This is a genomic window from Pseudomonas sp. ATCC PTA-122608, assembly GCF_001952855.1.
Taxonomy (GTDB): Bacteria; Pseudomonadota; Gammaproteobacteria; order Pseudomonadales; family Pseudomonadaceae; genus Aquipseudomonas.
The window spans coordinates 103732-121626 of the sequence record NZ_LPNO01000015.1 but is presented as its reverse complement, the minus strand read 5'-3'; the positions used below and the strand labels follow the sequence as shown (position 1 = coordinate 121626).

Genomic DNA, 17895 nt, shown 5'->3' with positions numbered 1-17895 from the left:
TTTTGATCTGCTTTTGATTTTGATCTGACTGCCCCATTCAGCCCGAGGCCGAACGCAGGTATTGCGGAGCGGGTAAACCGGCAGGACGCCGGTTTAGCCGCGCCGGGCCATGGATGGCCCGTCGCGGCGGCCCGCGGAGCAATACCGGAGTGAGGGAACACCGAGCCTAGGCGAGGTGCCGACAGGCGGGGCAGAGCGTTTTGGTTACTTTTGCGCTTTTCAAAAGTGACCCGCTGTAAGAGCGGAACCCTAGGCAGCCGTTACCCAAATAACGGATATGCCCCCAAAACCATCAATACCCATCACTACCGTAATCCACCTGAAACACAAACCCCTCAACCCGCTCCACACCCGTTTCCAACCGCCCGTCGGCATGCAACCGCAGCCAGCGATACCCAGGCGCCTGCTCACTCACTTTGAAATCCTCACTCCCGGGAGCGAACTGAATACAGGTAGAAGGCGAAGCCAACAAACGCACCCCATTACGCTCCCGGTCAATTTCCTGATGCACATGCCCCCAAAGCACCGCCCGCACCTGAGGAAACCGATCCAGCACCGCAAACAGCGCCTCAGGATTACGCAAACCAATAGGCTCCATCCAAGCGCACCCAATCGACACCGGATGATGGTGAAAACACACCAGATGATGCCGAGTCGGCGCCTCACTCAACGATTGCGCCAACAGTTGCAGTTGCTGGTCCTGCAAATACCCCGGCACCGAGCCCGGCACCGCCGAGTCCAGCAGGGTGATCCGCCAGTTGCCCACATCCACCACCGGCTCCAGCAAGGCACTGTTGATCGCCGCTTGCAGCATCACCTGCGGCTCATCGTGATTCCCCGGAATCCAGCGCGCCGGCGCCTGAATCTGCCGCGTCATGTCACGAAACGCCTGATACGACTCCAGCGTGCCGTCCTGGGACAAATCCCCGGTGGCCAGCACCAGATCAATCTGCGGCTGCTGCGCCAGCACCAGTTCGATGACCCGTTGCAGGCTCTCGCGGGTTTTCATGCCCAGCAGCCCGCCGTCCGCCTCGGCAAACAGGTGGCTATCGGACAACTGCACCAGCAACGCCGGAGCGTCAGGGTTCAAGGCGGATACGCTCGGCAAGGCGTTCTCCCAGGGCGTGATCACAGGAATGGACATTTGAGGCGATTATGCTGGGGCAGGACACAAAGAGGAAACCCGTGAAGCGGACACAGTTCACATCTATCGAACGACTTCGAACTCGTGGCCCAGGGCCAGGCAGTGGCTCAACCATTCGCCGAGGAACACATTGAGCTGTGCTTTCTCATCGGGCTGGTGCATGAACACATTGGGGTAAGGATAGATGCTGCGAAAGCGTCGCGCATGTTCGGCGCTGATCACTTCGGCCATGCGCGCGTCGTGGTACACCTGCACTTCCAACTGCGGCACCGGCAACCAAGGCAGGCTGTGCTCCTGGCGCACCCGCAGGGTGGTGGTGTACGGGCAATTCACGATCACTTCCAGGGTCAGCACGCCGAGCATCTGGTCGCCGTGAGTCACGGCGATGCGCCGCGCCTCGGGGGTGTGGCGCATGTCCGGCAGCAGCCGCATCAGCCGTGCATAGTTGGCCTCGCAGGCTGCTTGCAGCCCGATCAGGTCAACCCGATATCGCTCCCGTGCCTTTACTGCCATAACCCCCTCACTTCCGCGCGATTAAGCGCAAGCCATTGCAGGGCAATAATGCTCGCTGCGTTGGAAATTTTACCGTCACGTACCGCCTGCAGGGCGTCTTCAAAGGCCCAGACGGTGACGCGGATATCTTCAGCTTCCTCTTCCAGTCCATGGACGCCACCGGCCCCGGCACTTTCGCAACGGCCCAGGAACAAGTGGACAAATTCGGTGCTGCCACCCGGCGACGGAAAGTACTTCGTGATCGGCCAGAGTGCAGAGAAGGTAAGGCCAGCTTCCTCTTCGGCTTCGCGGTGTGCAACCTCCTCCGGTTGCTCATCTTTATCGATCAGGCCGGCGACCATTTCGATCAGCCATGGGTTGTCGGTACGGCCCATGGCGCCTACGCGAAACTGCTCGATCAGCACCACTTCGTCGCGCTGCGGGTCGTAGGGCAGCACACACACGGCGTCATGACGAACAAAGACTTCGCGATTGAGCTCACGGCTCATGCCGCCATCAAACTTCTCGTGCCGCAGCTTCAGCCGATCCAGTTTGTAGAAGCCCTTATAGGCATTGTCGCGCTGAACAATCTCAACCTTGCTCGGCGTCGATTTCGCTGTGTCCGTCATATCAACCCTCGTTTTTTGCCTTGCGGTATCGAGGCGGCCTCGACATCGCGCCATCCTAACGCGCTCGTGCCCCTTGATGCAGCCCCTTTCCGGTTGCCGGGATAGACGGCGGGCGTCAAACTCACTCTAATCAGCTTAGTGGCGAACTGACTGCCTTGTCGGGAGTCGAAGCTCCACATTTTCACCTTTCCTCGATTTATGAAGGACACACATGTCGCTTTTAAAAATCGCCTCCGTGGCCTGTATCGCCTTGACCCTGGGTGCTTGCCAGAGCCTGTTCCAACCGAGCTATCTCAAGCCGCTGGACACCACCGCCGACGCCTCCGAGCAGATCAAACCCGGCTGTAGCAGCCCGGATTGTCCGCTGGTAAACATCGACACCGTGCACTTCCCGTCCGAGCCACAGCTGGACCAGATCATCGAACAGCGCCTGCTGCAGATGGCCAGTACCTCGCCGAGCCAGAGCATGCCCGCTACCCTGAACGCCTACCGCGACAAGTTTTTGCGTGAGTCGCCTGACCGCAACAGCATGTACTTGCAGGCCAAGGTACGTGAGCAGCATGACGGACTGGTGATCATCGAAGTGTCCAGCTACCTGGACACCGGCACCGCCCACGGCGAGCCGGGCCGCGGCTTCATCAACTATTCACGCCTGCTGCACAAAGAGCTGAGCCTGACCGACATGCTGTTGCCGGGTCAGGAAGAGGCGTTCTGGAAGACCGCGAAAGTCGCCCACAACAACTGGCTGATCAACTCGCAGATGGACCGCGACCCGGAGTTCGTGAAGAGCTGGCCGTTCCAGAAAACCCCGAATGTGGCGTTGACCAGCAATGGCGTGGTGCTCAAGTACAACGTGACCACCATCGCCCCGTACGCATTGGGGCTGATCGAAATGACCATCCCCTATGCGCGCCTGACTGGCGTGATCAAGCCTGAGCTGGTGCCCGCACGCCACTGAAGGCCCGGCCCAGGATGAAGTGCAACAGCCCTGCCAGCACCAGCGCCGGCAGGGTCGCGCCGACATCCGGGTACAGATTCGCCAGCAAGTGATAAGTACTGACGCCACCGAGCCAGGCCAACAGCGCCGGCCAGCGTAGGTTGGCAGCGACGCCAAGGCCACGGCGGCGCAGGATAAAGTGATCCACCAGCACCACGCCGAACAGCGGCGCGAACACAGAACCGATCAGCAGCAGGAAGTTCTGGTACTGCGCCAATGGCGCAAAGCAGGCGATCAGCGTGCAGATAACACCAATGGCCAGCGCCAGGTGCTCGACTTTCAAACGCAACAGAATCCCGCTGGACACCGCCGCCGAGTGAATATCGGCGAAGGCATTTTCTGATTCATCCAGCAGAATCAGCAGCAGCGGAATCCCCAGGCCAGCCCCGGCCAATGCCAGCAGCAACGCATTCACTTCACCGCTCGGCGCAAACGCCAGGGTGTAGGCCACGCCCAGGCTCATCAGCCAGAAGTTACCGATGAAGAAACCCAGCGCCGTGCCGCCGAATACGTTTTTCGCGCGTTTGCCGAAGCGTGAGTAGTCGGCTATCAACGGCAGCCAGGACAACGGCATGGCGATGGCGATATCGAAGCCAACGGCGAATGGCATCGAACCGTCACCGGCCTGGGCCCAGAGTGCGGCCAGGTCGGCTTTGGCGAACAGGTTCCAGGTCAGCCAAAGGCAGGCGGCCAGCAGCAGCCAGATGCCCCACTTGCGCAGGACCTGCCGTACGAAGGTCAACGGACCGCTGACGGCGAGCAAGGTCGCTAGGGCGCCGAATACCAGGGTCCAGAACAATGGGCTGGTCAGCAGGCTGCCTTCGCTGAACGCGCGAGCGCCCAACAGGCTGGCGGCGTCGCGCATCACGATGATTTCGAACGAGCCCCAGCCGATCAGCTGCAATAGGTTCAACAGCGCCGGCAGGCTGGCGCCTTGGGTGCCGAGGCTGAGTTTGAGGGCGGCCATGGAGGACAACCCGGTGTCGCTGCCGATCACGCCGACGGCAGCCAGCAGCAGGACGCCGACCAGGGTGCCGAGGAAGATCGCCAGCAACGAGCCGGACAGGCCCAGTCCCGGCGCCAACAGCGCGCCGGTTTGCAGGACCATCAGGCCGATGCCCAGGGAGAACCACAGGGAAAAGAGATCGCGGGCGCCGAAGACGCGCTTGTCTAAGGGGACTGCAATGTCGGGGGAGTAGGTGCTGGGTTGAATGCTCAAGGGTGTTATCTCAGAGGGACACTATTATTTGAATCAGGAAAACCCCCTGTGGCGAGGGAGCTTGCTCCCGCTGGGCGGCGAAGCCGCCCCAAAACCTGCAACTGATGAGTGTCAGTTAAAACACCGATCCAGATTCCGGGAGCGCTGCGCACTCCAGCGGGAGCAAGCTCCCTCGCCACAGGTTCTGATTCAGACCTTTTTGTACAGCTGGCTACCTTCCTGCTTGAACCGCTCCGCCTGCTCCGCCAGTCCCTTGGCCACGTCCACATCCACCGTTTCAATGCGCTGGTTGGCCGCGTACTCACGCACTTCCTGGGTGATCTTCATCGAGCAGAATTTCGGCCCGCACATCGAGCAGAAATGCGCGACCTTGGCCGAGTCCTTCGGCAAGGTTTCGTCGTGGTACGAACGCGCCGTGTCCGGGTCCAGGCCCAGGTTGAACTGGTCTTCCCAGCGGAATTCAAAGCGCGCCTTGCTCAATGCGTTGTCACGAATCTGTGCCCCCGGATGCCCCTTGGCCAAGTCCGCCGCATGCGCTGCGATCTTGTAGGTGATGATCCCGGTCTTTACGTCATCCTTGTTCGGCAGGCCCAAGTGTTCCTTCGGCGTGACGTAGCAGAGCATGGCGCAACCGAACCAGCCGATCATCGCCGCACCGATACCCGAGGTGATGTGGTCATAACCCGGCGCGATGTCGGTGGTCAGCGGGCCGAGGGTGTAGAACGGCGCCTCGTCGCAGCACTCCAGCTGCTTGTCCATATTCTCCTTGATCAACTGCATCGGCACGTGGCCCGGACCTTCGATCATGGTTTGCACGTCGTGCTTCCAGGCAATCTTGGTCAGTTCGCCGAGGGTTTCCAGTTCACCGAATTGTGCGGCGTCGTTGGCGTCGGCAATCGAACCCGGGCGCAGGCCATCTCCCAGGGAGAAGCTGACGTCATAGGCCTTCATGATTTCGCAGATTTCGTCGAAATGGGTGTAGGTGAAGTTCTCTTTGTGGTGCGCCAGGCACCACTTGGCCATGATCGAACCCCCACGGGAAACGATGCCGGTGACGCGCTTGGCGGTCAGCGGCACGTAGCGCAGCAGCACGCCGGCGTGGATGGTGAAGTAATCGACGCCCTGCTCGGCCTGTTCGATCAGGGTGTCGCGGAACAGCTCCCAGGTCAGGTCTTCAGCGGCGCCGCCGACTTTTTCCAGAGCCTGGTAGATCGGCACGGTACCGATCGGCACCGGCGAGTTGCGGATGATCCATTCGCGGGTTTCGTGGATGTGTTTGCCGGTGGACAAGTCCATCACCGTGTCCGACCCCCAGCGAATGCCCCACGTCAGTTTCGCCACTTCTTCTTCGATGGACGAACCCAGGGCGCTGTTGCCGATGTTGCCGTTGATCTTCACCAGGAAGTTACGGCCGATGATCATCGGTTCCAGCTCGGTGTGGTTGATGTTGGCCGGGATGATCGCGCGGCCACGGGCGATTTCTTCGCGCACAAATTCCGGGGTGATGATTTTCGGCACGCTGGCGCCGAAGCTGTGGCCGGCGTGTTGCTGGTCCAGCAGGCCTGCGGCACGGGCCTCTTCCAGCTTCATGTTTTCGCGGATGGCAACGTATTCCATCTCGGCGGTGATGATGCCTTGGCGGGCGTAGTGCATTTGGGTGACGTTAGCCCCGGCCTTGGCGCGGCGCGGGTTCTTCACGTGGGCGAAACGCAGGGCAGTCAGTTCGGCATCGCTCAGGCGCTGTTGGCCGAAGTGCGAGCTCAAGCCCGACAGGCGCTCGGTGTCGCCACGGGATTCGATCCACGGCGAGCGCACATCCCCCAGGCCTTTGCGCACGTCGATGATCACATTCGGGTCGGTGTACGGGCCGGAGGTGTCGTAGACCACCACGGGCGCGTTGATTTCACCGCCGAAGTCGGTGGGGGTCACGTCGAGGCTGACTTCGCGCATCGGCACGCGGATATCCGGACGGGTGCCCTGGACGTAGATTTTTTGCGAGCGGGTAAACGGCTGTACGGAACCGGAGTCGACCTTGGCCGATTCACTCAGGTGCACGGTATTTTTTGATTTTTGGCTTTTTAATTCGATGCTCATCACGGGCTCTCCAACTATCCAGGCGGTGGATTTTTGTCGGAGTGAACCTGTGACGGATGGACGCACTGTGACAGTGCTGTGCTTGGCGCACGGGCTGTTCGATTGTCGAACAACATCCCGGACGAAGCACAAGAGGACTCGCCGGGTGACGAGAAATCTTGTTCCCTACGCAGGCGCTAACCTGATCAGGTTCAACGGGATCCGGTATTTACCGATCTCAGCCTTCCAACAAGGCACCCCGACAAGAACGCGGCCAGTCTAGACCATGGAGCAGGCAAATTGCCAACGGCGGTGCATTCATCGTGATGAATGGCGTAATTACAGGATTGTTGTGCCGTGATAGCGCCACTACACTCGGTGACTGCTTGAGGTCTTGACGCCAGGAATCGGCCGCCTTAGCCTTGGGCACCAAATTATCGCCGTAATATTATTCTAGGGATCGCCTCATGCTGCGCAAACTTTCACTGGCTCTCGCCGTGTCTTGTGCGACCAACGGACTGGTCTGGGCAGCTGAAGCGCCCCTGACGACCAAAACCGACCTGGTCAGCGTCTACCAGGAAGCGGTGGACAACAACGCCGACCTGGCTGCTGCCCGCGCCCAGTATGGCGCGCAGAAAGAAGTGGTGCCCCAGGCTCGCGCCGGCTTGCTGCCGAACCTGTCGGCCGGTGCCGACATCAATAATGTGCGCACTCAGCTCGATCAACCTGCGGCCACGGTCAACCGCGATGCGCATTCCTGGCGCGCGACCCTGAGCCAGCCGCTGTTCCGCGCCGATCGCTGGTTCCAGTTGCAGGCTGCCGAAGCCGTCAACGAACAGGCTTCGCTGCAACTCTCGGCCACCGAACAGAATCTGATCCTGCAAAGCGCCGAAAACTACTTCGCCGTGCTGCGAGCCCAAGACAACCTGGCCTCGACCAAGGCCGAAGAAGCCGCATTCAAGCGCCAACTGGACCAATCCAATGAACGCTTTGACGTCGGCCTGTCGGACAAGACTGACGTGCTGCAATCCCAGGCCAGCTACGACACCGCCCGCGCCAACCGGATCCTGGCCCAGCGCCAGGTGGACGACGCCTTTGAAGCGCTGATCACCCTGACCAACCGCCAATACAACTCGATCCAGGGCATCGTGCACACGCTGCCGGTGCTGCCGCCGTCGCCGAACGACGCCAAGGCCTGGGTCGAAACCGCCGGCCGCCAGAACCTGAACCTGCTGGCCAGCAACTACGCGGTCACCGCCGCCGAAGAAACCCTCAAGCAACGCAAGGCCGGCCACGCGCCGACCCTGGATGCCGTGGCGCAATATGAAAAAGGTGACAATGACGCCCTGGGTTTCAGCAACCCGAGCGCCTTCGGCCAGCCGTATCAAGGTGACGTGTCGCAACGCACCGTGGGCTTGCAGTTGAGGATCCCGCTGTACAGCGGCGGCCTGACCAGCTCGCAAGTGCGCGAATCCTATTCCCGCCTGGGCCAGACCGAGCAGCAGCGCGAAGGCCTGCGTCGCCAGGTGGTAGAAAACACCCGTAACCTGCACCGCGCGGTGAACACCGATGTGGAGCAGGTGCAGGCGCGCCGCCAGTCGATCATCTCCAACCAGAGCGCAGTGGAAGCCACGGAAATCGGTTACCAGGTGGGAACACGCAATATCGTCGATGTGCTGGACGCCCAGCGCCAGCTCTACACCTCGGTGCGCAACTACAACAACAGCCGCTATGACTACATCCTCGACAACCTGCGCTTAAAGCAGGCGGCGGGAACGCTGAACCCGGGGGATTTGCAGGATCTGGCGCGGTATTTGAAGGCCGACTACAACCCGGACAAGGACTTCCTGCCGCCGGACCTGGCCAAGGCGGCCGCGGCGCAGTTGAAGGCTAACCCCGGTTACTAAGACTGCCGAATAACTCAATGTGGGAGCGGGCTTGCTCGCGAAAGCGGTGTATCAGTCGACTTATTCGCTGACTGACACTGCGCATTCGCGAGCAAGCCCGCTCCCACATTTGATTTGTGTTGTTAGACGTTCAGCAGTCTGCCCAACCCGTCCAGCAAACGCTTCAACGCCCCCTGATTGGCGCGCATCACCGCCAGCCCCGCCTGCCCCATCTTCTGCGCGTCACGCGGCAGCTCGAACAAGCGCTGCACCGCCACCGCCAAACCCTCGGCATCGTCCACTTCCTGCAACGCCCCGGCGTCGCGCATCATTGCGCTGATTTCAAGGAAGTTGAACACGTGGGGCCCGCAAATCACCGGCTTGGCCAAGGCTGCCGGCTCCAGCGGGTTATGCCCGCCCGTAGCGACCAGGCTGCCGCCGACAAAGGCGCTGTCGGCCAGGGCATACAGAAACAGCAACTCGCCCATGGTGTCGCCCAGCAACACGGAAGTCTGCGCCGTCACCGCCTCGCCGCTGGAGCGACGCACGGTGGCGAAGCCTTGCTGCTGGCACAGCTCGAACATCGGGTTGAAGCGCTCTTGATGGCGCGGCACCAAAATCAGCAACGCATTGGGATAGCTGGCGAGCAACTGGCGATGGGCGGCGAGTACCACTTCATCTTCGCCTTCGTGGGTGCTGGCGGCTATCCACACCGGGCGTTCGCTGGCGTGCCATTGCTCACGCAAGGCGGCGGCGCGCTCCAGCAGTTGCGGGTCGATGGTCAGGTCGAACTTGATCGAGCCGGTGACCTCGACGGTCTCGGGCCGTGCACCCAGGCTGCGAAAACGCTCGGCCTCGGTTTCGGTCTGTACGGCGAACAGGCTCATTTCCGCCAACATCGGCGCCGTCAGCTTGGCGAAACGCCCGTAGCCCTTGGCCGACCGGGCCGACAGCCGTGCGTTGGCCAATGCCACGGGGATCCCGCGCTGGGCGCACTGATGAATATGGTTGGGCCACAGCTCGGTCTCCATGATCACCGCCAGTTTCGGCTGCACGCGATCGAGAAACCGCTTGGCCGCACAGGGCAAATCGTACGGCAGGTAGCAATGCTGGATGCTTGGCTCGTTGGCGAACAACGCCTGGATGCGCTCGGAACCGGTGGGCGTCATGCAGGTGACGGTGATCGGCAGCTGTGGATAACGTTCCAGCAGACCGCGGATCATCGGCGCAGCGGCGATGCTTTCGCCCACCGACACGGCGTGCACCCAGATCCCGCCAGGCTGCATCACCGGCAAGCCATAGGAAAAGCGCTCACCCACGCGCTTCGCGTAAGCCGGCGCCTTGCGTGAGCGCAGCCACAGACGTAAAGCCACCAACGGCAGCGCCAGGTAAAACAGACAGCTGTAGAGAGTTCTATTCATGGCGGCGGAGTTTATCGGCTTTTTCAGTCGATCGCCTGCAAGCACTCGGCAAAACGTTCTGCGAGGAAACGCGCGGCCGGGCCGAGGGGTTCGTCGCGGCGCCAGACCAACTCCACCACCAGCGCCGGCGGGGTCCATTCGCTGTTGAGTTCGACCATCTGGTTCTGATAGGCCGGATACTGCACCACATGCCGTGGCAACCAGGCCCAACCCAGGCCCCGCGCCAGCCATTCGGCCAGCACGTAGAAACTGTCAGCCCGCCACACTTGCGGGCTGGCGGCCTCGCTGCCGGGATACACACTGGTCTGAGTGGCCATTAGCAACTGGCGAAACTGTGCCAGGCGCTGGCAATCCACGAACTGTTCCTTGGCCATGGGATGACCGATACCGCACACGGTCACCATCTCCACACTGCCCAGCACCCGGCGCTCCAGCGCTTCGGGGATTTGATCGTGATAGAACAGCAGGCCCAGATCGGCCTTGCGCTCCACCAGTTTGCGCGCGACATCGCCTTGGGCCGCGCTGGACAACTGCACCTCCAGGCTGGGAAATTTTCCCGCCAGCGCTTCGAGGCTATCGAGCACCGGCTGATAGAGCATGGCTTCATCCTGGGCCAGGCGAAGGCGCGCCTCTTCGCCGCGCATCAACGACAAGGCGCGGCCATTCAGGCGCTCACACTGGCGCAAGACTTCCCGCGCCTCTTCGAGCAATGCCGTGCCGGCCTCGGTCAAACGGGGCTGGCGGCCGCTGCTGCGATCAAACAGACACAGGCCCAGGTCCGCCTCCAGCAAGGCAATCCCATTGCTGACCGCCGACTGCGCCCTGCGCTGATCCCGTGCCACCGCCGAAAACGAGCGTTGCTCCGCGACGCTTACAAACAGGCGCATCTGCTCAAGACTCCACTGCACGCTCATGGCTCAACCCATCTTTAATTCGGATAGGTAATGACTTTACCGCATCTGGAAAGTCTCTAGAATGCCGACCTTTGTAGGAGCGAGCTTGCTCGCGAAAAGCCTCAGCGCGCCGCGTTAAACCAGATGCACTGCGTCATCGTTGACTATTTTCGCGAGCAAGCTCGCTCCTACGGTTGAACCCCTGTACCGAGGATTTACCCATGAACGCCGCCTACTATTACCTGGCCATTGCCATCTGCTCGGAAGTGATCGCCACCGTTTCCATGAAAGCGATCAAGGGTTTCAGCACGCCTATCCCGCTGTTGCTGGTGATCGTCGGCTACGGTGTGGCCTTCTGGATGCTGACGCTGGTGGTGCGCACCGTGCCGGTGGGTGTCGCGTATGCAGTGTGGGCCGGGATGGGCATCGTGATGGTCAGCATCGCCGCGCTGTTTATCTATGGGCAGAAACTGGATATCCCGGCGATGCTGGGGATGGGCCTGATTGTGCTTGGGGTGGTGGTGATTCAGTTGTTCTCGAAAACGGCCGGGCACTGATCACCGACAAATCGCCACCGCGCTGTGCCTGTATACTGCGCCTCTTGTCTTGAACACTGAGGTCGCTGCATGCCATCCGTTATTTCCACCGACGTTCTGATTGTCGGCGCCGGGGTTGCCGGCCTCTGGCTCAATGCGCGCCTGCGCCGCCAGGGCTTTTCCACGGTGCTGGTGGAAAGCGCCACCCTCGGCGGCGGGCAAAGCGTGAAGTCCCAGGGGATCATCCACGGCGGTGCGAAATACGCACTGCACGGCGCCCTGACCGGCGCCTCCGAAGCCATCGCCGACATGCCCCGCCGCTGGCGCGAAGCCCTGGCGGGCAACGGCGAGTTGGACCTTTCCGGCGTGCGACTGCTGTCCGAAGCCCACTATCTGTGGTCGCCGGGGACTATCGCCGGCAACCTCACCAGCTTCTTTGCCAGCAAGGCCGTGCGTGGCCGCGTGGACCAAGTGAAGGGCGATGACCTGCCACCGGCCCTGCAAGACCGCCGCTTCAAGGGCAAGGTCTACCGCCTGGCCGAACTGGTGATCGACGTCCCGAGCCTGATCGAACGCCTGGCGCAACTGGCCGGTGACGGCCTGCTTGCCGGGGAGAAGATCGAACCGTTAATGGAAGACGGCACGCTGGCAGGCCTGAAGGTCGATGGCCGCGAGATCCGCGCCCAACGTATCGTCCTCAGCGCCGGTGGCGGCACCGCTGACCTGCTCAGCGCCCTGGGCCTGAGCCAGCCCGCGATGCAACGCCGACCGCTGCACATGATCATCGCCAAGGGCCCCGGCCTGAAGCCGCTGTATGCGCACTGCCTGGGTGGCGGCACCAAGCCGCGAATCACCGTTACCACACACCCCGCCGCCGATGGCAATTGGGTGTGGTACCTGGGCGGCGATATCGCCGAGGCCGAAGGTGTGGCCCGTACCCCGGAGCAACAGATCGCCACGGCACAAAAAGAGCTGGCGCAGCTGCTGCCCTGGATCGATATGAGCCAGACTCAGTGGGCCACCCTGCGCGTGGACCGCGCCGAGCCGTTGCAGTCAGGCCTGACCCGCCCGGACAACGCCTTCCTCGCCGAGCAGGATCGCCTGCTGGTGGGCTGGCCGACCAAGCTGGCATTGGCGCCGGACTTTGCTGATCGGGTGATCAACGCACTGGAACGTGACGGCATCAAGCCCGGCACTACCGAAAAACTGCCTGAACTGCCGAAACCCTCCATCGCCCAACCTGCCTGGGAGCAACTGCTGCCATGACCCTGCCGACCCTGCATGACCTTCATCGCCCGCTGGGCAGCACCGGCCTGCTGGTTTCGCCGCTGGGCCTGGGCACCGTCAAGCTGGGCCGCGACCAAGGGGTGAAATACCCCAGCGGCTTCCAGATTCCCGATGACGATGCCGCGCGGATGCTGTTGCGCCAGGCCCGGCAATTGGGCATCAACCTGATCGACACCGCACCCGCCTACGGCCGCAGCGAAGAACGCCTGGGCCCGCTATTGCGCGGCCAGCGCCAGGAATGGGTGATCGTCAGCAAGGTGGGTGAAGAGTTCGCCGAGGGCGTGTCCCATCATGATTTCAGCGCGGCCCATACCCGACTGTCTGTGGAGCGCAGCCTGAAACGACTTGAAACGGATTTTATCGACCTGGTGTTGGTGCACTCCGACGGCAACGACCTGCATATCCTCAATGACTGCGAGGTTTACCAGACCCTGGCGGACCTCAAGCGCGAGGGCAAGATTCGCGGTTTTGGCTTCTCCGGTAAAACCGTCGAAGGCGGCGTAAAGGCTCTGGAACAAGGCGATTGCGCCATGGTCACCTACAATCTGAACGAACAGGCCGAGAAAGCCGTCATTGATTATGCCGCCGACCATGGCAAAGGCATCCTGGTGAAAAAGGCACTAGCCAGTGGCCATGTCTGCCTCGAATCAGGAGTGGATCCAATTCACGCCAGTTTCATGTTGTTGTTTGCGCAAACCGGCGTCGCCAGTGCTATTGTCGGGACCATTAATCCGCTGCACCTCGCCCATAACGTAGCGACCGCTGCCAAGGTCATTCGCCAACTCTGATGCCGCCGACGCGGCCGACCCCGACGCAAGAAGGAGCCGACATGGCGCGAACGCTCATTAGAAAAAACCCGAGTAACTTTAAAACACTGCCGCTGCATGTCGAAGCCACGCCCGAAGGCTTGAGTTACCAGAGCGTTGGCATGCCGCTCAACTTCGCCCAGACCCTGCAACGGCGCAAGCCGGTGGAGGTGCAAGACACTGAGCGGTTCGTACTGGAACTGGCCAATCTTGGCGTCTCGGTACGCCTGACTCTGCACTGGCAGAACCGCGATTACTGGGTGCTGGTGCGCCAGCGCCGGCAAGACCGCGGCGATGTGGTGCTCAAGCTGATCTCCGGTTATGTGCCGGCCCACGAACTGAACCTGCCACTGCACACCGCCATTCAGGAAATCGCCGAGGAATGCCTGCTGGAAACCCCGGAAGGCTGGCTGGGCGGGCGCTTCAACGACACCTGGCTACCGGCACCCTACTCGTCTGCCCTGCACTACCGCGAAGCGTTGCCGTTTCGCCTCTCGCCGCTGTCCGGGGCCGCGCGCCCGGTGCGCTGCGCCACCATGCAATTGATTGAGCGGCCACGCGCTTACGTGCACCTGCCTACGGCTTCGCTGCAGTTGATTTATGACTTGCGCCTGGAAGTGCCCAAGGAAGCAAAGTCCCTGAGCCTGTTTCATGTGGACGAGCGACTGGAAGGCGATCAACTGGTGGCCCGCCTGGACCGTCAGCGTCCGGACTTGTACCTGATGCCCCTCAAGGACGGGCAGCCGTGTGCAGAGCTGTATACCTTGAAGAAGGATCAGCTGTATCCGGCGAGTACGCGAGGGTTATATCTGGCTGAGAGCTTTGCACAGCAGGAAGGCTGGGTGGTGCGTGATGAGCGAATCCGCTGGAAGGATTGGCTGCGGCAGCAGGGGCTGAGCGCGCCGGAGAAAGAGTCGAAGTTGAAGCGGTTGACGGGTAAGGCGCGGCAGATCTTGCGCAAGATTGTGCCGAAGAAAAAAGCCAACCGGTAACCGGACGTCAGGTCGCGGCGGTCGAATGTGGGAGCGGGCTTGCTCGCGAATGCAGTGTGTCAGTCACTGCATCTGCCAACTGATCCACCGCTTTCGCGAGCAAGCCCGCTCCCACACAAGCCCGCTCCCACCATCAGTTATTGCGGATCTTCTCGACGATCGCCGTAGTCGAGCTGTTTTCCACCAGCCCCAACACTTTGACCTTGCCACCGTAAGCACTGACGATATCGGCACCGACCACCTGGTCGACCGAATAATCACCGCCCTTGACCAGTACATCCGGCTTGACCTGAGCCAGCAGGTTTTCCGGGGTCGCCTCGGCAAAGCTGATCACCCAGTCCACCGCCCCCAACCCCGCCAGTACCGCCATGCGACGGTCGACACTGTTGATCGGACGCCCCGGCCCTTTCAGGCGGCTGACCGATGCATCGTCGTTGACCGCCACGATCAAGCGATCGCCCTGGGCCCGCGCCTGCTCCAGGTAGGTCACGTGACCGGCGTGGAGAATGTCGAAGCAACCATTGGTGAAGACGATGCTCTCGTTGTGGGCACGGGCATCGTCGATCGCCAACAGCAGTTGCTCAAGGCTCAACACACCACGTTCCGAACCTTCCTCACGCTGGATAGCACGACGCAGTTCAGGAGCACTGATGGCCGCCGTACCGAGCTTGCCGACCACGATACCCGCCGCCAGGTTGGCCAGGGCCACCGCGTGGGGCAGCTCCTCGCCTGCTGCGATTGCCGCGGCCAGGGTGGAAATTACCGTGTCGCCGGCACCGGTCACGTCGAACACTTCACGGGCTCGCGCCGGCAGGTGCATCGCCGGCTGATCAGGGCGCAGCAAGGTCATGCCGTGTTCGCCACGGGTTACCAGCAAGGCGCCCAAGTCGAGGTCGGCCATGAGCTTGGCGCCCTTGGTCACGAGCTCGTGCTCATCGACGCAACCGCCGACGATGGTTTCAAATTCGCTGAGGTTCGGCGTGATCAGGCTGGCGCCCCGATAAATCGAGAAGTCCTTGCCCTTGGGATCCGCCAGCACCGGAATGCCCCGGGCCTTGGCGGCCTGGATCAGCATCTGGTGGTTTTTCAAGGCGCCTTTGCCGTAGTCGGACAGCACCAGCACCTTGATGCCTTCGAGCAACTCGTCGACCTGGGCACTGAGGGCCAGGGCGTCGGTGGCGAAGGGTTCTTCAAAATCTATACGCAGCAATTGCTGGTGACGGCTCATGACCCGCAGCTTGACGATGGTCGGCTGATGCGGGATGCGCTGGAACAATGCACGCACGCCAGCGCCACGCAGGCTGTTGGCCAGGCTGTCGGCGGCTTCGTCGTCGCCGGTCACACCCACCAGGGAGGCCGGGGCGCCGAGAGCGGCAATATTGAGGGCAACGTTGGCAGCGCCACCTGGACGGTCTTCGATTTGCTCGACCTTGACTACCGGTACCGGTGCCTCAGGGGAAATCCGTGAGGTACCGCCATGCCAGTAACGGTCGAGCATGACATCGCCGACCACCAAGACAGGGGCTTGATCGAATCGCGGCATGGACAACTTCATGGAGCAACCCACATACAAAATGAACAGGGGCGCGATATTACCACAGGGTTGTCAAAGGCTTGTGCAATGTAGGAGCCGGCAAGCCGGCTCCTACAAATCAGGTGATGTCGGCCGGGATCGGCGCGTCCAGGCCCATGGCGTGCAGGCGGGCGTAATAACCGTTTTGAGCCAGCAGTTCGCCGTGGGTACCGCGCTCGACGATTCGGCCATCGTCCATGACCAGGATCAGGTCGGCCTTCTCGATGGTCGACAGGCGGTGGGCGATGACCAACGTCGTACGGCCTTGCATGACCTTGTCCAGGGCTGCCTGGATATGGCGCTCCGACTCGGTATCCAGCGCCGAGGTCGCCTCGTCGAGGATCAGCAGCGGAGCGTTTTTGAGCAAGGCCCGGGCAATTGCCAGGCGCTGGCGTTGGCCACCGGAGAGCAGCACGCCGTTTTCGCCGACCTGGGTATCGAAGCCCTTAGGCAACTGGTCGATGAAGTCCTTGGCATAGGCATCAGCCGCCGCCGCCTCGACATCGGCCCGCGGCGCGCCGGCCAGGTCACCGTAGGCGATGTTGTTGGTCACGGTGTCGCTGAACAGCGTCACGTGCTGGGTCACCTGGGCAATGTGTCGACGCAGGTTGAGCAGGCGATAGTCTTCGATTTCCACGCCATCGAGCAGAATCTCGCCGCTCTCGTGGTGGTAGAAACGCGGGATCAGGCTGGCCAGGGTCGACTTGCCGCTGCCCGAACGGCCTACCAGGGCAACCATCTGCCCGGGCTCTGCGGTAAAGGTAATGTCCTTGAGGACATGCCGCTCGGTGCCCGGGTAGGTGAAGTTCAGGTTGCGCACTTCCAGGCGACCGCTGACCTTGTCGCGCTCGATGGTGCCGCGATCGATTTCCACGTCTTCGTCCAGTTGCTCGAAAATGCTTTCGGCACCGGCCACGCCTTTCTGGATGGTCGAGCTGACTTCAGAGAGCTGGCGAATCGGCTTGGGCAACAGGCCGGCCAAGGTGATGTAGGCCACCATGTCACCTGCAGAAGCATCACCGCGAAGGTACAGAACCAGGAACATCAGCACCGCCATGGCGCTGTAGATCACCAGTTGCAGCGCCGGCGTGTAGATCGCGCCGGTACGGGTCATGCGCAGTTGCTTGTTGGTGTTGCTCAGGCTGGCCTTGAGGAAGCGCTTCTGCTCATACACCTCACCGCCGAAGCTGCGCACCACGCGGTAGCCCTGGATGGTTTCCGAGGCGACGTGGGTGACGTCACCCATCGCCACCTGGATCTTCTTGCTCTGCTTGCGGAATTTCTTGCTCGCGGTGCTGACCATCACGGCAATCAACGGCAGGATGGCAATCATCACCAGGGTCAGGCGCCAGTTCATATAAAGCAACGAGGCGAACAGGAAGATCACCGTCATGCCTTCGCGAATCACCACTTTGATGGCATCGGTCGCCGCACCGGTGACCATGGTCACGTTGAAGGTGATGCGGGAAATCAGGTGCCCGGAGTTGTGATTGTCGAAATAGCGGTTCGGCAAGGTCAGCAGGTTGTTGAACAGTTGCACCCGCAGGTCATGCACCAGTCCCAGGGACACCTTGGCCAGCAAGTAGTTGCCCAGGAACGAACCGAGGCCCTGCCAGGCGGCGATCAGGATGATCAGCAGCGGCACGGCCTGCAGCAGTTGCAGGTCCCGCAGGACAGGTACCGTGGGGAACAACACCGCTTCAGGGTTGGACAGGCCGTCGACGAAGTACTTGAGGATGTACCCCAGCATTGGCTGGGTCGATGCGAAAATCAGAAAGCCGACGATACTCAGCGCGAACAAGCCGGCATAAGGCTTAACGTAGCTGAGCAGGCGGAAGTATATTTTCAAGCTCGAAGGGCTTGCGCTCGGACTGGAGTCGGTCATATCACGCGGCGGTTTTGAAAAAGGAGGCTGACTTTAGCACAGCTTCTCTGTTGTACTTGCAC

The 17895-nt window shown here is 61.5% G+C and carries 15 protein-coding genes and 1 riboswitch; of the genes, 6 read left to right on the top strand and 9 right to left on the bottom strand.

Annotated elements, in window-relative coordinates; translation table 11 throughout:
* Nucleotides 1–292: 292 nt before the first annotated feature.
* The 3 genes from cpdA to AU074_RS15985 all read right to left on the bottom strand — a co-directional run bounded on the left by cpdA (nt 293) and on the right by AU074_RS15985 (nt 2265).
* The gene (gene cpdA, locus AU074_RS15995) at nt 293–1108 is read right to left on the bottom strand and encodes a 3',5'-cyclic-AMP phosphodiesterase (protein WP_076015528.1); all 816 of its coding nucleotides are present in this window, start codon (nt 1106–1108) and stop codon (nt 293–295) included.
* A 99-nt stretch (nt 1109–1207) separates the two neighbouring features.
* Complete coding sequence (locus AU074_RS15990) at nt 1208–1657, bottom strand: DUF1249 domain-containing protein (RefSeq protein ID WP_003209507.1); 450 nt, start codon at nt 1655–1657, stop codon at nt 1208–1210.
* Nucleotides 1648–2265 carry an NUDIX domain-containing protein gene (locus AU074_RS15985; protein ID WP_003209505.1) on the bottom strand — a complete coding sequence of 206 codons (618 nt, stop codon included), beginning with the start codon at nt 2263–2265 and terminating at the stop codon, nt 1648–1650. The genes AU074_RS15990 and AU074_RS15985 overlap by 10 nt, the downstream gene beginning before the upstream one ends.
* Nucleotides 2266–2476: 211 nt before the next feature.
* Between AU074_RS15985 and AU074_RS15980 the strand changes: the two genes are divergently transcribed.
* On the top strand, nt 2477–3223 hold the full coding sequence (locus tag AU074_RS15980; RefSeq protein ID WP_076015525.1) for an RsiV family protein: 747 nt from the start codon (nt 2477–2479) through the stop codon (nt 3221–3223).
* On the opposite strand, the gene cytX is transcribed toward AU074_RS15980, so the two are convergent.
* A complete protein-coding gene (cytX, locus tag AU074_RS15975) occupies nt 3192–4481 on the bottom strand; it encodes a putative hydroxymethylpyrimidine transporter CytX (RefSeq protein ID WP_076015524.1) in 1290 nt (429 codons plus the stop codon). The genes AU074_RS15980 and cytX overlap by 32 nt on opposite strands.
* 189 nt (nt 4482–4670) lie before the next feature.
* Entirely contained in the window at nt 4671–6575 is a 1905-nt protein-coding gene (thiC, locus tag AU074_RS15970; protein ID WP_076015523.1) for a phosphomethylpyrimidine synthase ThiC, read from the bottom strand.
* A 145-nt stretch (nt 6576–6720) separates the two neighbouring features.
* A riboswitch (TPP riboswitch) is annotated at nt 6721–6826 on the bottom strand.
* Between the two features lie 195 nt (nt 6827–7021).
* On the opposite strand from thiC, the gene AU074_RS15965 reads away from it, so the two are divergent.
* Nucleotides 7022–8461, top strand: coding sequence for a TolC family outer membrane protein (locus tag AU074_RS15965; protein ID WP_076015522.1), 1440 nt, complete (start codon nt 7022–7024; stop codon nt 8459–8461).
* Nucleotides 8462–8583: 122 nt separating this feature from the next.
* On the opposite strand, the gene waaA is transcribed toward AU074_RS15965, so the two are convergent.
* Together waaA and AU074_RS15955 are read right to left on the bottom strand one after the other, a co-directional pair.
* Entirely contained in the window at nt 8584–9861 is a 1278-nt protein-coding gene (gene waaA, locus AU074_RS15960) for a lipid IV(A) 3-deoxy-D-manno-octulosonic acid transferase (protein ID WP_076015521.1), read from the bottom strand.
* Nucleotides 9862–9884: 23 nt separating this feature from the next.
* A complete protein-coding gene (locus AU074_RS15955) occupies nt 9885–10775 on the bottom strand; it encodes a LysR family transcriptional regulator (protein WP_076015520.1) in 891 nt (296 codons plus the stop codon).
* A gap of 200 nt (nt 10776–10975) precedes the next feature.
* Here AU074_RS15955 and AU074_RS15950 point away from each other — a divergent pair, with 200 nt between their 5' ends.
* From AU074_RS15950 to AU074_RS15935, 4 genes are all read left to right on the top strand, one after another.
* Nucleotides 10976–11311, top strand: coding sequence for a multidrug efflux SMR transporter (locus AU074_RS15950; RefSeq protein ID WP_003209492.1), 336 nt, complete (start codon nt 10976–10978; stop codon nt 11309–11311).
* A 69-nt stretch (nt 11312–11380) separates the two neighbouring features.
* Nucleotides 11381–12556, top strand: a complete 1176-nt coding sequence (locus AU074_RS15945) for an FAD-binding oxidoreductase (protein ID WP_076015519.1) — start codon at nt 11381–11383, stop codon at nt 12554–12556.
* Nucleotides 12553–13365, top strand: a complete 813-nt coding sequence (locus AU074_RS15940) for an aldo/keto reductase (protein WP_076015518.1) — start codon at nt 12553–12555, stop codon at nt 13363–13365. Before AU074_RS15945 ends, AU074_RS15940 begins: the two co-directional genes overlap by 4 nt.
* A gap of 41 nt (nt 13366–13406) precedes the next feature.
* Nucleotides 13407–14375, top strand: coding sequence for a metal ABC transporter ATPase (locus tag AU074_RS15935; RefSeq protein ID WP_076015517.1), 969 nt, complete (start codon nt 13407–13409; stop codon nt 14373–14375).
* 133 nt (nt 14376–14508) lie between these two features.
* Here the strand turns inward: AU074_RS15935 and hldE are convergent, their stop codons facing one another.
* Entirely contained in the window at nt 14509–15930 is a 1422-nt protein-coding gene (gene hldE, locus AU074_RS15930) for a bifunctional D-glycero-beta-D-manno-heptose-7-phosphate kinase/D-glycero-beta-D-manno-heptose 1-phosphate adenylyltransferase HldE (RefSeq protein ID WP_076015516.1), read from the bottom strand.
* 97 nt (nt 15931–16027) lie between these two features.
* Complete coding sequence (gene msbA, locus AU074_RS15925) at nt 16028–17833, bottom strand: lipid A export permease/ATP-binding protein MsbA (RefSeq protein ID WP_076015515.1); 1806 nt, start codon at nt 17831–17833, stop codon at nt 16028–16030.
* Nucleotides 17834–17895: the final 62 nt, after the last annotated feature.

Bases quoted from the DNA above. Each gene is read 5' to 3' on its own strand.
- AU074_RS15990 (WP_003209507.1), bottom strand. From the start codon at position 1,657: ATGGCAGTAAAGGCACGGGAGCGATATCGGGTTGACCTGATCGGGCTG.
- AU074_RS15985 (WP_003209505.1), bottom strand. From the start codon at position 2,265: ATGACGGACACAGCGAAATCGACGCCGAGCAAGGTTGAGATTGTTCAG.
- AU074_RS15980 (WP_076015525.1), top strand. From the start codon at position 2,477: ATGTCGCTTTTAAAAATCGCCTCCGTGGCCTGTATCGCCTTGACCCTG.
- thiC (WP_076015523.1), bottom strand. From the start codon at position 6,575: ATGAGCATCGAATTAAAAAGCCAAAAATCAAAAAATACCGTGCACCTG.
- AU074_RS15965 (WP_076015522.1), top strand. From the start codon at position 7,022: ATGCTGCGCAAACTTTCACTGGCTCTCGCCGTGTCTTGTGCGACCAAC.
- waaA (WP_076015521.1), bottom strand. From the start codon at position 9,861: ATGAATAGAACTCTCTACAGCTGTCTGTTTTACCTGGCGCTGCCGTTG.
- AU074_RS15955 (WP_076015520.1), bottom strand. From the start codon at position 10,775: ATGAGCGTGCAGTGGAGTCTTGAGCAGATGCGCCTGTTTGTAAGCGTC.
- AU074_RS15950 (WP_003209492.1), top strand. From the start codon at position 10,976: ATGAACGCCGCCTACTATTACCTGGCCATTGCCATCTGCTCGGAAGTG.
- AU074_RS15945 (WP_076015519.1), top strand. From the start codon at position 11,381: ATGCCATCCGTTATTTCCACCGACGTTCTGATTGTCGGCGCCGGGGTT.
- AU074_RS15940 (WP_076015518.1), top strand. From the start codon at position 12,553: ATGACCCTGCCGACCCTGCATGACCTTCATCGCCCGCTGGGCAGCACC.
- AU074_RS15935 (WP_076015517.1), top strand. From the start codon at position 13,407: ATGGCGCGAACGCTCATTAGAAAAAACCCGAGTAACTTTAAAACACTG.
- hldE (WP_076015516.1), bottom strand. From the start codon at position 15,930: ATGAAGTTGTCCATGCCGCGATTCGATCAAGCCCCTGTCTTGGTGGTC.
- msbA (WP_076015515.1), bottom strand. From the start codon at position 17,833: ATGACCGACTCCAGTCCGAGCGCAAGCCCTTCGAGCTTGAAAATATAC.